General features: G+C 53.3%; 13 protein-coding genes. 2 read left to right on the top strand and 11 right to left on the bottom strand.

All coding sequences use genetic code 11. The features are described 5' to 3' along the window. From ACZF99_RS26250 to ACZF99_RS26200, 11 genes are all read right to left on the bottom strand, one after another. The gene (locus tag ACZF99_RS26250) at positions 1–957 is read right to left on the bottom strand and encodes a carbohydrate kinase family protein (protein ID WP_483607811.1); all 957 of its coding nucleotides are present in this window, start codon (positions 955–957) and stop codon (positions 1–3) included. A gap of 81 nt (positions 958–1,038) precedes the next feature. After that, positions 1,039–1,839, bottom strand: a complete 801-nt coding sequence (locus ACZF99_RS26245; RefSeq protein ID WP_483607810.1) for an AraC family transcriptional regulator — start codon at positions 1,837–1,839, stop codon at positions 1,039–1,041. A 164-nt stretch (positions 1,840–2,003) separates the two neighbouring features. Further along, the gene (locus ACZF99_RS26240) at positions 2,004–3,131 is read right to left on the bottom strand and encodes a sialidase family protein (RefSeq protein ID WP_483607809.1); all 1,128 of its coding nucleotides are present in this window, start codon (positions 3,129–3,131) and stop codon (positions 2,004–2,006) included. 64 nt (positions 3,132–3,195) lie between these two features. Further along, entirely contained in the window at positions 3,196–4,068 is an 873-nt protein-coding gene (locus tag ACZF99_RS26235) for a carbohydrate ABC transporter permease (protein WP_483607808.1), read from the bottom strand. Positions 4,069–4,083: 15 nt separating this feature from the next. Then, a complete protein-coding gene (locus ACZF99_RS26230) occupies positions 4,084–5,025 on the bottom strand; it encodes an ABC transporter permease (RefSeq protein WP_483607807.1) in 942 nt (313 codons plus the stop codon). 107 nt (positions 5,026–5,132) lie between these two features. Next, on the bottom strand, positions 5,133–6,707 hold the full coding sequence (locus ACZF99_RS26225; protein ID WP_483607806.1) for an extracellular solute-binding protein: 1,575 nt from the start codon (positions 6,705–6,707) through the stop codon (positions 5,133–5,135). A 183-nt stretch (positions 6,708–6,890) separates the two neighbouring features. Next, the gene (dapA, locus tag ACZF99_RS26220; RefSeq protein ID WP_483607805.1) at positions 6,891–7,781 is read right to left on the bottom strand and encodes a 4-hydroxy-tetrahydrodipicolinate synthase; all 891 of its coding nucleotides are present in this window, start codon (positions 7,779–7,781) and stop codon (positions 6,891–6,893) included. A gap of 32 nt (positions 7,782–7,813) precedes the next feature. Next, a complete protein-coding gene (gene pdxA, locus ACZF99_RS26215; RefSeq protein ID WP_483607804.1) occupies positions 7,814–8,818 on the bottom strand; it encodes a 4-hydroxythreonine-4-phosphate dehydrogenase PdxA in 1,005 nt (334 codons plus the stop codon). After that, the gene (locus ACZF99_RS26210; RefSeq protein ID WP_483607803.1) at positions 8,815–10,179 is read right to left on the bottom strand and encodes a four-carbon acid sugar kinase family protein; all 1,365 of its coding nucleotides are present in this window, start codon (positions 10,177–10,179) and stop codon (positions 8,815–8,817) included. Before ACZF99_RS26210 ends, pdxA begins: the two co-directional genes overlap by 4 nt. Before the next feature lie 69 nt (positions 10,180–10,248). Beyond that, complete coding sequence (locus ACZF99_RS26205; protein WP_483607802.1) at positions 10,249–12,003, bottom strand: PrpR N-terminal domain-containing protein; 1,755 nt, start codon at positions 12,001–12,003, stop codon at positions 10,249–10,251. A gap of 80 nt (positions 12,004–12,083) precedes the next feature. Then, entirely contained in the window at positions 12,084–13,241 is a 1,158-nt protein-coding gene (locus ACZF99_RS26200) for an iron-containing alcohol dehydrogenase (protein WP_483607801.1), read from the bottom strand. Positions 13,242–13,720: 479 nt separating this feature from the next. Here ACZF99_RS26200 and ACZF99_RS26195 point away from each other — a divergent pair, with 479 nt between their 5' ends. Continuing rightward, positions 13,721–14,659 carry a VanZ family protein gene (locus ACZF99_RS26195; protein WP_483607800.1) on the top strand — a complete coding sequence of 313 codons (939 nt, stop codon included), beginning with the start codon at positions 13,721–13,723 and terminating at the stop codon, positions 14,657–14,659. A 78-nt stretch (positions 14,660–14,737) separates the two neighbouring features. After that, positions 14,738–15,139 carry an Rrf2 family transcriptional regulator gene (locus tag ACZF99_RS26190; RefSeq protein WP_483607799.1) on the top strand — a complete coding sequence of 134 codons (402 nt, stop codon included), beginning with the start codon at positions 14,738–14,740 and terminating at the stop codon, positions 15,137–15,139. Positions 15,140–15,155 lie beyond the last annotated feature (16 nt).

Genomic DNA, 15,155 nt, shown 5'->3' with positions numbered 1-15,155 from the left:
CTAGATTTGGTACTTCGTTTTGAAAGCTTCAAGCGCCGGCAGTTCTACGACCGCTCCCGTATATTGCAGCTTATACGCGCTGACCGCCAGCCCAAATTTCAGCGCTTGCCGAAGCGGGTACCCCTTGATGAGCGCCGCATAAAAGCCGGACCAGAAAGCATCTCCCGCCCCGGTCGTGTCCGTTACTTGCGTAGCCAGCGTAGGGAATTTCACGGTCTCCTGTCCGTTGGAGACCAGCGCCCCGTTCTTGCCCAAGGTCAGAATGACCAGCTTCACGCCCCGATCGAGAAACTTCCGGATCTGATTCTCCGGAGTGTCTTTTCCGAACAGCCGCTCGGCATCGTCTTCCGACGGCTTGGCGATGTCGACAAGGGGGAGGATAGATTGGACATACTTCACCCCGTCCTCGCCTTCCGCCCATAGCGCCGGATGGTAGTTAGGATCGAAGCAGACGAGAACCCCGTTCCGGCGGGCGTCCCGGATCATCAGTTCCACCGCGGCTCTTGACGGCTGCCGGGACAACGGCCAGCAGGAGAAATGGACGATTTTTGTTCGAAGCAGGGCGGTGTGCAGTTCCTCGGTGTAGGTGAGCCGGTAGTCGGCGCCCCGGTGGAAGATCGGGATCGGCGTGGACTGGCTCTTGGTCACGAGCACCAGGCTGGTTGCCATGTTCACCTGTTGTACGTAGCTTGTATCCATCCCGGCTCTTCTTAAATGCTCCACCAGAAATTGCCCAAGCCCATCCGTCCCCACCGCGCAAGCCACAAGCGGCCGGATGCCCAGCCGCTGCGTATTCATCGCGATGTTGGCCGGCGAGCCCCCGAAATAGCGGCGGTAGCCGCCGTTGTCAAAGGAATCGCCGTAATCCTCCGAGATCATATCCACCAGCAATTCCCCGACCGTTAATAGATCCAGGTCTTTCTCTTCAAACTCTATGCTTCGCTCGAAATCAAACATGGGAATTCCCCCATTCCTTTTCGGTTATTCCGGTACTGGCGGCCGGCGTTTAAACAGTAGAACGTACCCATCGGCTATGGGTCAGCGCCCCTGGTTATGTTTCTTGTAGAACATGGGAGAGGTCCCCGTTACATTTTTAAACAGCTTGGAGAAATAAAGGGAATCCGAAATGCCGACGGAAGCCGAAATCTCCTGAATGTTGAGGTCGGTCTCCTGCAGCAGCACCTTGGCGTTCTGAATGCGGATTTTGCTGATATACTCCGGGATGGACATCCCGGTGATCCGCTTGAAGTGCCGGGATAGGTAGGAGCGGCTGTAGTTGACGTGCTTGCACAGCATATCCACATCAAGATGCATGTAATAATTTTGCTCGATAAAAAGCACGGCCTGCTGCACCACGCTCTCGGATCCTGTCCGCAGCCCGGTTTCGCCGTAATGTTTCGCGCCCTGTTCCACCAGGTGAAAAATATGCAGCAGATAGCTGATGCACAGCAGTTGTCCGTCCTTCGCTTCCGGGAGCTCCTGGATCAGCAGCAGCATTTTATTAATGATGGTATGCGTCGTAATACCAGCCAGGCAGCAATGATTGATATCCAGACCCATCAGGCTCAGATAGTAAGGGATAGGCTGGCCGTTGAAGGAAACCCACATGATTTCCCACGGATCCTCCGGGTCGGCATAGTAAAAATGCTTCTCCCGGGGAATCAGAATAAACATATCCCCCGGGTTCAGCATTTTATTGACGTGGTCGCCCTGGGTTAAATAACCTTTGCCGCTGAGGACGAACACCATCTTGTAGTTCTCAAGAACGCGCGGGCCTACGACATGGTCTTTGCCGCACTTCCGGTGGCCTGCCCAAGTAATGTAAGGGGACTGATCCATTTGTGTTTTTGTCGGTGAGTGAAAATGCTGTACGATGTGATCTTCCATCTCTGTCCACCCCAAAAAGTCGCCGTAAATTTAGGTTATCTCACTGTACCGCACCGCTTTTTCTTTGTCAATTGAGCGGAAAAAGCCCCAAAGGGGCTGAACCGGTCGGCCCCCGGTTATTCCGCGCCGATCACCCACTGCTCCGTAAAGGAGACGAACTTCATCGTGCGGCGGTTGCCGAAGGAATAGGCCGCGTGCAGAGTTCCGTCCGCAGCCTGCATCATGCAGGGATACTCGTAGCGGCGGTTGCGGATTAAGTTTTTGTGGCCGCTGAAGCCTTCACCGGTCTCCACGTGGCGGCGGTACGGCCACGTTCTGCCTTCGTCCTCCGAAATCGCCACCGTAACCGGGCAACGTTCAAACGGCCAAACGGTAATATCCGGCTTGTCGTTGAAGCGCAAATCATTGTAGATGATGGCGAGTCTGCCGCTGGCCAGCTTGATGGCGGAAATGCTGGAGTTGTTGTTCGGCAGTTCGGTCCGCACCGGTTCCGTCCAGGTTTCTCCGTTGTCGTCCGATTTCGCATAGTATATATTGTCCGCCGCACGGCTGCGGAAGAGTCCGATCAGCTTACCGGGCTCCATCTCGATCACGTTGCAATGCACGCGACCGCGGCTGCCGGGAACCTCAACGCTGCGCCACGTGGCGCCTTCATCGTCGGAGATGTTCATGACGGTAATATCACTGCCGTTGCGGGTGTCGTCATTGAAGCAGATCCAGTTCTCAAAGATCCATCTTCCGCTGGAGAGGATCTGGATTTTCTGGCGGCAGAACGAGCCTTCCCGCGGAAACATCACTTCCGCCTGGCCCCAGGTATATCCGTTGTCCTTGGATACCTTGCGGTAAATCTTGGAGGTGTACTGCAGATTGAACTCCGGCGGCTCGGTGGCCGTACGGGCCCGCTGGGCCGTGTACATGACCCACAACTCGCCGTTCGGATGAAGGAACAGCGACGGATTTTGCTCGCTAAAGCCGTTATCGTCGGAAATTCGCACCGCGGGGGTCCAGGCGTCGGCCCCTGCATTCAGACGGGACATCACGATGCTGACATCCGAGTTGCCTTCGTCCGAGCCGGCAAACCAGACGCAGAGCAAATCGCCGTTAGGCAGCTCCTGCAGGTCACAGGCATGGCTTGTTTCGAAATCGCAGGGTAAAAGGGATTCCACCAGTCCAAGGCGGCGGTTGAAATACAGCTTTCCGTCCTCCGTCAGGTCATTTAATTCGATCATTGGATGGTTTAACATAGCGCGCTCCTTTTGTTTGTAAAATTGGGAAATGGTCGGTCGGCTTCCGGAAGGCAAGGCAAGCTTACTTCACGGAGCCGATCAGAATTCCTTTCTGGAAGTACTTCTGGACGAACGGATAGATCAGCACGATTGGCACCATCGCGACAAAGATCGCGGCGGCCTTCAGATTGCCGGGATTCAGCATAATGCCGTCCTGGATGATCGTGCGGAATGCCGTATTGGAATCGCCCGAACTGATGACCAGCCTTTTCAGCATCACCTGGATCGTCTGCAAGTCGGGATTTTGCAAATAAATGACCGGCATCAGGTATTGGTTCCAAATAAACACGGCGTAGAAGACGCCGATGGTGGCCAGGATCGGTTTGGAAACGGCAAGATAGACGCGGCTCATAATTTGGAAATCGTTGGCGCCGTCGATTTTGGCCGCTTCCTCCAGTTCAGGGGGCAGACCATCCAGGAAGGTCTTGGTAATGATCAGAAACTGCACATTGATCGCGTTGGGAATGATCATGACCAGCCAGTTGTCCACGAAGCCCAGCTTATTCAGGACCACGTAGGCCGGAATAATTCCCGCTTCGAATACCCAGGTAAATACGAACAAGCTCATGATCAGAAAACGACCTTTAATCTGCTTGCGGGACAGGACATAAGCCGTCATATACGTCAGCAGTAGCGCAACAACCGTGCCGACTGCCGTATAGATGCCCGAATTCAGCAGCCCCTTGAAAATCCCGAGGCTTGGATTCGTCAAAATATATTGATATGCCTCCAGGTTCGGGTTCTTCGGAAAGAACACAACGTCCCCTGCGGCAATGCTTCTTCCGTCACTGATAGATAAAAAGAATATATACAGGAAAGGGTACGTGCAGACAAGAGCGATCAATAGCAGAAATAGATTGTTGCAGATGTCAAACAGACTGATCTTCGTTCTCATCATCCCACTCCTTTCTCAGAATAGTCGCGTATCGGAATATTTAGTGGACAACTTGTTGGTGCCGACAACCAGAACGTAAGCGACAACGGATTTCAGCAGATTGACCGCCGTGCCGTAGCTGTATTCCGGGAATCCCGTGCTGGCGAAGGCCAGGCGGTATACATATGTCTGAATGACGTCGGCCGTCTCATAGACGCTTTGATTGTACATGAGCAAAATCCGGTCCAGATCGACCGTAAAAATGTTGCCGACGCTGATAATCAGCATGATGGCAATCGTCGGCTTAAGGGAAGGCAGCGTGATGTGAAGCATTTGCTGAAAGCGACTGGCGCCGTCCAGCGAAGCCGATTCATAAACCGAAGGATCAATAGCCGCCATTGCGGCAATATACACGATGGCCGAATAACCGAAGGTCTGCCATACCTGAAGCAATACATAGTTGGTGCGGAACCATCCCGGTTCGGCCATGAAATAGATCGTATCCAGGCCAAAGCGGTTGAGAATGTCATTCACAAGGCCGGTTGAAGGCGAGAGCAGCGTGTACAGAATGCTGACCATGACAGCCGAAGAAATAAAGTATGGCAAAAAGCTCAGCGATTGCACGCTTCCTTTGATCCAGCGGACCCGTACCTCGTTCAGCAGCAGGGCAAACAGAATCGGAATGGGAAACGTGAATAAAAGGGAATAGAAGGCGAGAATGACCGTGTTTTTGACGAGGGTCCAAATATAAGGGTCCTCAAAGATACGTTGAAAATGTTCCAGACCGACAAAGGGACTGCCCGTCACTCCGCGGAAGGCGCTGAAATCTTGAAAAGCGATAATCATGCCGCCCAGCGGAGCCAGTTTGAACAAGACCAGGCTGATCAAACCGGGCAACAGCATGAGCAGCAGCAACTTGTTCGTATTCAAATAGGCGAGAAAACGGCGCATCCTTGTTTTCTGGGGAAGCTTCGTCATTCTTTCGCTTGTTATCACTTTCTCCACCACCATTTTATCTGTATTTGTACCCTGTATTTAGGAGCCGCGCCGTCCTACGGGAGGATGGCGCGGTCGGTAACTGCCGTTTATTTATACATTGCGTCGTAAGCCTCTTGCTGGATTGCGACGATGTCCTTGTATCCAGCCGCTTCCATTTCGCCGAGGAAGGCGTCCCATTCGCTCATCGGGCGTTTGCCGGTGACGAATTGCGTTACGCCGGAGGTAACCGCCTCGTTGACTTTGGCGGAAAGGTCAGCCAATTGTTTGGCCTGATCCGCTGTGTAGGTCACCTGTACGCCGGTTTTCAAGTTGACATCGTTGAACAGTTCGTGTGCGGCCTTACGTACAAGATCGGTGTTCCAGGAGTAGAACGCGTCGTTATCCATCGGCTTGACGAAAGTGAGACGGTCGTTAAGGAAGGACCAGCGCGGTTCGCCGGCAGGCGTTGCTTCCTGCTCCGAGAAGTTTACGATATACTGCTTCTCTCCGCGCACTTCTTCATAGCTTTCGCCTTCAACGCCCCACGATACGAGCGTTTGGCCTTCGTCGGAATAGAGATAATCCAGGAATTTGATGATCGTTTCCGCTTTGTCTTCACTGTCTTTGTTAACAACCATCGCTCTTAAGATGTTGTACTGGGTTTCTGTCGTCTGCACGGAAGGATTGCCGTTCAGATCTTTCAGATAAGGCAAGATGGCAATACTATAATCCGGATCGTTCTCCGGTCCGCCATTGTCCAAGAACCAGGATGGACGAGTCAGGTAGTCATAGCTGATGGTTCCTTGTCCCGTCAGCATTTTCGACTCCCAGCTTTCCTCCGTGCCGGAACCCGCTACCCATTCGGGGTCGATCAAACCTTCATCATATAAGGTTTTGTACCATTCGACCATTTTCTTGTACCCTTCGGAGTACAGGTCCGTACCGGTTTTGCCGTTGCCATACACCCCTCTGGATACGCCGTCATCGTAGTTGGCGGCCGCATTGAACGCGCTCTGGAAGCGGATGTATCCTTCACGGCCGACCATCGGATAGTAGTTCTTGTCGTCTTTGCCGTAATGCGCTTTCAATTTGCGCATAACATCGGTCAGTTCATCAATCGTCTGCGGCACTGTGGTAATGCCGGCCTTCTCGAAGTGGTCGGCGCGGTAGAAGATAAAGTCCGCAAACCGCGGAGCCTCGGAAACCAATCCAAAGATTTGTCCTTGTTCATTGGTAATCAGTTTTTGATAAGTCGGATTCTCTTCGATATAGCGTTTGATATTTGGCCCGAATTTATCGATGTAAGGAGCCAGATCGACAAACGCGCCTTGGGCGCCGTAGACGGTTGCCTGCGAAACGGAGACGATGCCCGAATCAGGGAAAGTGCGGCTAATGATTTTTTGGTCGACGGAAGCGTAGTACTCATCGTCGTTGGAACCGCCGGGGACAAATTCGACGGTCGTGCCGGTCGCTTCCTCCACGTACGGATACCACTTGTTCTCGTGCAGCCAGTTAACAAATTTATCATGCATCAAATAAGAAAAACTGCTGGTGCTTCCTTCCGCGCTCCCGTTTCCGCCGCTAGATGTGTTCGTGTTGGCGTTTGACGAGCATCCGGCCAGTACAGTCCCTGCCGTAAGCAAAGCGGCAAAGACCAAGTTAAACGCTTTCTTTTTTCTCAACATGTGTTCCCCCTCATTCGTGTGATTTGAGATTTTGAATTGTCTCTATGCCTAGTATCTCACGAGCCAAGTAGAATATTAATGCAAAAATAGCTATAACTCATGGAAAATTGCGCACGAAATCTTTTTTGTGCTACTTATTTTTAAAATGAGTTGCAATTTGCAATAATTAGGCTATGAAATTCACAATAAGCCTTTCTTGGTGTAAGCGGCAACCATCCGGCGGACTTCCTCCAGCGCCTGAGGGGTTAACGGAGCCACGGGCCGCCGAGCCGGACCGGCTGACAGGCCGATCTCGTCCAGCACCGCTTTCAGCACGGAAGGCAAGGTGCCCAGGGCAAAGGCCGCCCGCAGATCGCGGAGGACGCGTTGCGCCTGCTCTGCCTGCTCATATTCGCCGCGGCGCCAATGTTCGTAAATCGCCACTACTTCGGCCGGGAAAATATTGGCGGTCGCCGCAATCGCTCCCGTACCGCCGGCCATGAGCGTGGACAGGATGAGCGAATCCGTTCCGGCAAGCACGGAGAAGGATGCCGGCGTGCGGTCGATCAACTGCAAAATGTTATCGAAGCTGCCGCTGCTGTCCTTGATGCCGGCCACATTTGGCAACTCCGCCAATTTGGCCACCGTTTGCACGCTGAGCGTGTTGCCGGTACGGGCCGGAATGGTGTACAACACGAGGGGCAGCGCCGTATCTCCTGCCACGGCTTCAAAATGGTATTGCAGCTCCGCCTGCGTGTAAGTCAGAAAGTAGGGCGTAATTACGGAAAGCGCATCCGCTCCCGCTTGTTCCAGTCTTTGCGCCAGGCGGCGGGTTTCGCCCGTTCCGGCACAGCCCGCCCCGGCATATACGGGCACGCGGCCGCGCGTCTCATCGATAACGATTTGCGCGACCTCCAGTTTTTCTTCAAAAGAAAGATTGAAAAATTCGCCGTTGGTCCCCAGGCAAAAAAGTCCATGCACTCCCGCGTCAATATACCGGTTCACCATCCCGCGCAGCGCTTGCTCGTCGATTTCCTCCCGCTGATTCAGCGGAGTGACCATGGCGGGGATAATCCCCTTCGCATCCAACATTGTCCTCACCCTTCCTGTTATTTCAACGGTTCTTAAATCGTTTGCTTCGGGGCAAGCTCAACCGCGGAGCGGATCGCCTCCAGCATGCTTTGCTCATCCGCAAGGCCGGTTCCGGCAATATCGAAAGCCGTGCCGTGATCCACGGAAGTACGGATGATGCCTCCCTTCAAGCCCACGGTAATGTTGACGCCGGCTTCAATGCCCAGAACCTTGACCGGCGTGTGCCCTTGGTCATGGTAGCAGGCGACGACGATATCGAAATCTCCCCGCATGGCTCGATAGAAAAGCGTGTCTGCCGGGGCCGGGCCATAAACATTCATCCCTTCCGCCTGCGCTTTCTCTACGGCCGGAAGCAGCTTCTCTTCTTCCTCCCCGTTGCCGAACAAACCGTTCTCTCCCGCATGGGGATTGATGCCGCACAGGGCGATTCGCGGATTCGCGTTCCCCGCGGTTCGCAGCACTTGATCCGCGAGCTTCAGCACCTCGTACGTCCGCTTCGGCGTAATCATCTCTACCGCTTGAATTAAGCCCACATGAGTGGTCAAGTGAATCACCTTAAGGCGATCCGTGGATAACATCATCGAGAAATCTTCCGTTTCCGTCAGCTTGGCCAAAATTTCGGTATGTCCGGGATAGAGATGCCCTCCCTTGTGCAACGCTTCCTTATTTAGCGGAGCGGTACAGATGGCCGCGACTTCACCGGCCTTGGCGAGTTCAACGGCCTTGGCGATATAGTGGAACGCCGCATTTCCCGCCGCCGCGGACAATTGCCCAAAAGGCACGGCCTCCGGCAGCAGCTTCAGATCGATACAGTCAATGATGCCGTGCCGGAACTCCGCATCCGAGGCTTTCTCGACGGAACGAATGTCCATTTCATCCCGACCGGAGACGGCGGCGGCCCGCTTCAAAATTTCAGTATCCCCGATAACTACGGGCCGGCATACTTCGTAAATGTGAGGGTGCGATAACGCCTTCACAATAATCTCGGGACCAATACCTGCCGCATCTCCCATCGTAATGGCAATAATCGGTTTCATGATGTCACACCTTTCTGGAGTGCATTCACGGAGCGGACCAGAACCTGATCGCTTCCGAAAGCCCCTGCTTTTGTAATGATATATCTTCCGGATTCGCCCGGCGTCCGCCCGAGCGGAACCCCATTCTCCACCTCATCGATGAGCGTGATCTCGACATCTCTTAAATGGCGGCAGACCTGCTTCGCGGTATCGCCGCCAGTTAGCACCATATGGCGGATTCCGCATTCGGTGATAATCTCGGCAGCCAGCCGCCCAAGCTCCGCGCTGATGCGCTCGCCCACTTCCGTAGCGTTCAGGCCGCTGTCCATCCCAAGCTTGCGGACTCGTTCAACTTCGTCCGGATCGCCCGAGGTATAGAGCGCCACATGTTTTCCCTCCCGGGAAATGACGTTGATGGCGAGATCCCGGACCCGGTCCAATTCCATCCCGGACGAGCCGGGAAAAAGCAGCTTATCCGAATCAACGGTGATCGCATAGACATTTTCTTCTTTCACCAGTTCCGTTAATTGGCGGCGCGACCACGGGTTCACGCTGCCAACGACGACAATCACACAATTCTGATCATAATACACGGCATTATTTATGGGTTTCGCTTCTTTTCGCACAGGCTCCTCCAGTGCAACCCCCGCTTGGTCCGAGGCTTCGTTCATGCTGCGCATCATTTGTGCCGTCAAGGCACCGGCCAAACCCGCGGATCCGGCCCATACGACCTTCGGACGTCCCGGTCCTTCGGGAAACAACGAAGCGATCAAGCTCAAATCTTCTTCCCGCTCCGCATCAAACACCAGATAGGGAATGCCGGACCGACGATAGCCGGCAATCCGTTCATCCAGCCGAGTCCGCTCTCCTCTTAGTAACTCCAGTGAAATCAGGGCATAAGGATAGCGGCTTTGTCGTTCAAGAATGGCGGAGAACGCCGATTCCGTTGCGGGGTGCTTGGGATCATAAGCCATCTCGGTCTCGTGCAGCGGCCTCCCGTTCACGTACATCATTCCGCCTGTCAGCGTGCGCCCGGCCCTGGGAAAAGAAGGGGCGATAACAATAAAATCGGGCTGCAGGGTTTCATAAACGGCGTCCAGCTCGCTGCCAATATTTCCGCGAAGCGTGGAATCGAACTTTTTGTAGATGACCGGAGAGGAAGCCTCTCCGCCGCGTCCCAGAAACAGGCACACATCTTTCACTTTCTGATAAGCCTCCAAGGGAGGAAGAGAGCGACTGTCGGTATCAAACACAACGGCCTCCCGCTTCCCGCCGCCCGTCTTCAGTTCAAGCAGTACGGAAGTGGCCAGGCCTTGTCGGGCCATTTGCACTCCCGTATCGTTCGCCCCGGTCAAATCATCCGCGATAACGGCAATGTTCATTTTCTATCCCCCTCCATACAACAGCAATCACTACCGTACGGCTGAACACTGCTCCGGAAGCAACTGCTGTTATTCTTTCTCTTTTAGTTTGCGCCAGAGGGTCGAGCGGTTGATTCCAAGCCGCTTGGCGGCCAGCGACTGGTTCATGCCCTCCTGCTCCAGCACGGTCCGGATGATGTCACGTTCAATGTCCTCCAGCGGTTGACGCAGGTTCAGCTCTTCCTTGCCGGGTGCCGGGACCCACTTGTTGCGGGCTTTTCGGCTTCCCTCCTCCAGCATCGCCAGCGCCTCCTGTTCAATGAACGGCCCTTCCGCCGTCGCTACAAAGAGGTCCATCACCGTGCGCAACTCGGTAAAATTACCTTGCCAAGGATGCGCAAGAAGCGCCTCCATCACTTCTCCCCGGATGCCGACAATCTGCTTGCCCTGCCGTTCGTTCGTCCAGATCAGGCAGGTGCGGATGCTGCGCTCCAGCCATGGCGTATCCCGCAGGGCCGGAAGCGAGGTGCTCCGGTTTTGAAAACTGCGCAGCAGCTTACCGGCCAGGCGTTCCTCCATCGCCAGCGTCTCCGGGTTCCGGTCAAACAGAAATACCGCCTTCATCTTGCGCTTGTTCACGAACTCGGCCAGTTCTCTCTGTTGCTTGGCGGACAGCAATTCCGCCCCCTCTATGGCGGTGACGCGACCGCCGCCATACAGCATCAACTCCATCATGGCCTTCAAGACCTCTTCCGACGATCTGCGGATGTTGAGATACAGAATGCCTTCTCTGGATTCGGAGAGCGCGGCGTTGATGACGTAACGTTTGCGCCCGCTGCCTTTCTCGCCGAATACGGCTGCGGGATAAGCCGGAAAACTCATCTCTGGCCCGCTTTCCTCTTGGTGAAAGAAAAAGGGGGCTTCCGCTAGAAGGTAACTGGCCGTAAGGCCGCTGCGCTCCGGCTCTTCCTCCGTAGCGTGCAGCATATACAACCGGCGATCTTCCTCGGCAGGCAGCCTTTGCGCCCGTAGATACAACCCCTGCTCCGGCTCATAAACGGCTGTGACTCGGTCATAATCCGCACCCCGGCCGACGTCCCTGAGCATTTCGCGCAGACCCGGATACAAGGTATACAGCGTATCCGCCGTCTCCGGCAGCTTGAGCATCCGCTTGAACGAAGGGTTGGCGAATTCCAGCTTACCGCCTTGGTCCGCGGCCGCATATCCGCCCTGCAGTTTGCTCAGCATCGCCTCGTACATTTCGTTTTTTGTCTTCAGCTTCTCGGCCGATTTGTAGAGCTGGCCCGCCCGCGAGAACGCTTCCATTAAAGATTCTTTGCCGGAGGTGATTAGCACGCCTTGCAGCCCGCTCTCCGCCGCCATTTTGACCGTGATGCTATCGCCGATGACCACCTGGATGCCTCTAGCCTTGGCGTCTGCCAGGGCAGCGCCGACTTCCTGCTCCTGATGGATCACCGTGTAGGAGATATCAACCTCCATCAAGCTGGATACCGACATAAAACCTTCGATGACATTGGGAAATCCAATCATTTCGCATTTGGCGTTGTATTCTTTGACCAGCGTTAGGATCCGCAAGATGTCGAATCCGGAAACGGGGATTTCGACGACCGGCAGGTAGGAATGCTTCTGCAGCAGCTTAGCCGTTCCACCTCGGCTAATAATGACATCATAGCCTTCCGTATGAATGCGGCCGATCAGCGGCAACACCCTCGACAGATCTCCGTGCTCCACGACAATTTCAAATTCCGGCAGCTCCGGTTGTAAGCTCAACGTTAATTCGGATAACCCCGGGTAAGGAGCAATGACGATTGTTTTAATTTTCATACGAACATTCATCCTTGTTTTTAGAGGTTGTTCAAAAAGTCGTCTTTTGAACTTTTAGTGTCATTATAACCCAGCCATCCTTAATGGAATAGCTTGCCGTAAACGGCCCCGATATCCTCCAGCGTCATCCCTTTCGGGTTATTGCCCATCAGTCGGGTAACCTGCGAAGCCGCAACCGAAAGCTCGGGAATGTCCTCGCGTGTCGCCCCGAAGAACGTCAAATCCTGAGGAATCTCCATCTCTTGCGTCCATAGCCGGATTTGCTCAATGACCCGCTCCGCGTCGCGCTGTCTCCCCGCTCCTGATTGAAGTCCCATCGCCTCGGCAACGAGAGCCAGCCGTTCCACAATCGCATCGAAATTAAATTCCATCACATGCGGCAAAAGCATGGAATTGGCCACTCCGTGCGGCACGTGGAATTTCCCGCCGATCGGATAAGCCAAAGCATGCACGGCTGCCGTCCCGGCGCTGGTCAATGCCATTCCGCCGTACATGGAACCGATCAGCATCTCCTCCCGCGCTTTGCGGTCGTCTCCGTGGTGATAGGCTTGCAGAAGGCTTGCCGAAATATTGCGGATGGACTCAAGCGCAAACATGTCGCTGAAACGGTTGGCTTTATTGGAAATGAACGATTCCAGCGCGTGGGTGAAGGCGTCCATGCCCGTCGAAGCCGTAATATCGCGCGGCAAACCCAGCGTGAGCAGCGGGTCCAAAATAACTAGCGCGGGCAGCAAGTAGCTGCTGACAACGCCGATTTTCAGCTCTTCTTCCGGCAAAGTCACAATGGCGTTCGGCGTCACTTCCGAGCCCGTGCCCGAGGTGGTAGGTATCAGCACCGTCGGAATGCCTGGATTCGGGATCAGATCGGTCCCCAGCATTTCCCGGACAGAAAGGCGATTGGTTTTCATCACAGACAGCAATTTTACAACATCCAGCACACTGCCTCCGCCGATCCCGATGATAGCATCGCAAGGAACCTCGGCAATTGCATTGTAGAGCTCCTCCAGTTGGGCAATCGTCGGCTCCGGCTTCACATCGGTATTCCAATGGACGGCGATTCCGCCGTTATTCAAGAGACGGGTAACTTCGTCCAGCGTGCCGCTGCTTTGAAGAAAGGGTTGGGATACAAGCAACACCGATTTTAAAGACCCCAGCTTCTGCAGATGATCTGCAATCCGCTCTAAGGAGCCGCAGCCCGCGATAATGCGGCGAGCCGTTTGAAAGAAATATTGTTCCATTTTATCTTCTCCTCTGGATGTCTTAATACATCAGCTATCGAATTAAGTATAGCATAGTGTTGCTGTATTACAACATTTTATTGTTTTTGCTCCAAACAAATTTAATTATTGTTGCAATATGCATCAATAATATAGTGTTTACTTTAGTCCTCATCGTCAAAAACATCTGTTTGCGAGTGGTTAGTTATGAAAATACACTGACGCTACTGACATCGCGTTGTCAGTAGCGCTTTTTTATAATTGGACATGCAATTGTAAAAGAGATAAATTAGGAAGGGATGATTCTTAACCTCTTCGAGCCGGTGACCGAGAAGGCGATAGATCGGTTTAGAGGCAGACATTAACGGGCAGTAAAGGGAGGCCTTCAAACTTGCCGTTACAGACAGTGCGGTGAACCGTATTATAAATAACGGCAAGTTTTCAATCAATTCAGGCCGTACAATCCGGTGCGATAAAGTTCTTTACGTGGAGGAAAGGCCATGCATTTGAAACAAAAGCGCAAAATAATTGTTGTCCTCACTATACTCTATACCCTGTTTATTCTTTACTTTTTGTTTTTTGCCTTCGGCAGAGCGGGGAAGGCCGATCAAACCTCCGAATACACCTTCATGTTTCTGCCGGACAGTTTTTTTAGGCTGCCCGATCTATCCGATCTTCTGCATCCTACGCAGATGGACTTTGTGGGTTTTGGGAACGTCGCGGCCTTCATTCCTTTCGGTGTACTCATTCCGTTGCTATATCGGATCCGCTTTGTTCGTTTTATGTCGCTGTTCCTCCTGTCGATACTCGTGCTCGAGGCCATTCAGGCATTTACCTTGCTCGGCAGCTTCGACATAAATGACGTCATACAGAATTCATCGGGTGCTGCCATCGGATTCGGGGCGTACAAACTGGGTTTTCGTACGAAGAATGTCGCGAGAAATATCGCCCTAGCGGGCATTTCCGGCATTGTCTTGTTGATTGGAGTGTGGGGAGTCTTTGGAGTCCTTGATCAAGTGTTCACAAAGGAAATGGGCCCCTTTGTGGCGATCAATGCATGGGAGGAAGGTACCGGGGTTCCGGGAACAGGTACCAAGCCTGCCCCGCTTAAAATTGGAGGTCAAGAGGTGCAGCCTCAGTATAATGTGTACGGTAGCGAGGGCAAAAACAAAGAAACGTACACGCATAAGCTGGGCGATAAGAAGGAGTTGTATCTTTTCTTTAACTATGGGGTTCCGGATCATCTGGACTCCCTGGGCAGCATCAAGATTACTGTCGATGGACAGGAGGTGCTGTCCGTATATGCGGAAGCCGGGCGCCATGAGCCGGATGAGAGCTCCGTTTTTCTGCAGGAGGCAAACGAGCTTACAATCACCACGGAGGGAAATGTAACCCTGTGGGATGTGGGATATCGAGAGATGGCCTATCCTTGGAAATGAGCATTAAAGCTCGATTTGACGTAACAGATAATAATGGTTAATATGGATATGTGAAATCCCTAATTGAGGTGACTCCAGATGAAATACTCAAAGGCAACCGATTATGCTCTTCATATCATGCTTTTTCTCGCTGCGGCGACTCCGCAGAAGCCAATAGGGGTGCAGCAGCTGGCTGAGCGGCAGAAGGTGTCGCCAACCTATTTGTCCAAAATCCTCACCAAGCTGGTGAAGGCGGGTATGATTGAATCGGCAACGGGCGTCAATGGGGGATATCGACTTAAACGAAATTGGGAAGATATTTCGTTCTTGGATATTATTCATGCCATTGAAGGCACTGCGTCGTTATTCGATTGCAGCTTTGAACATGGACCCAACTGTCCGATTCAGAAGGTGGTGTTGTCGGCGGAAGAGAAGATGGAGGAACAGTTGAGAAACCAGAAGATGTCGGACCTGGTGAAGGATTTAAATCTTGTGATATAACCGGTCTTTTTATAGG

Source organism: Paenibacillus sp. JL3B1040 (genome assembly GCF_057063165.1).
This window is presented reverse-complemented; position numbering and strand designations above follow the sequence as displayed.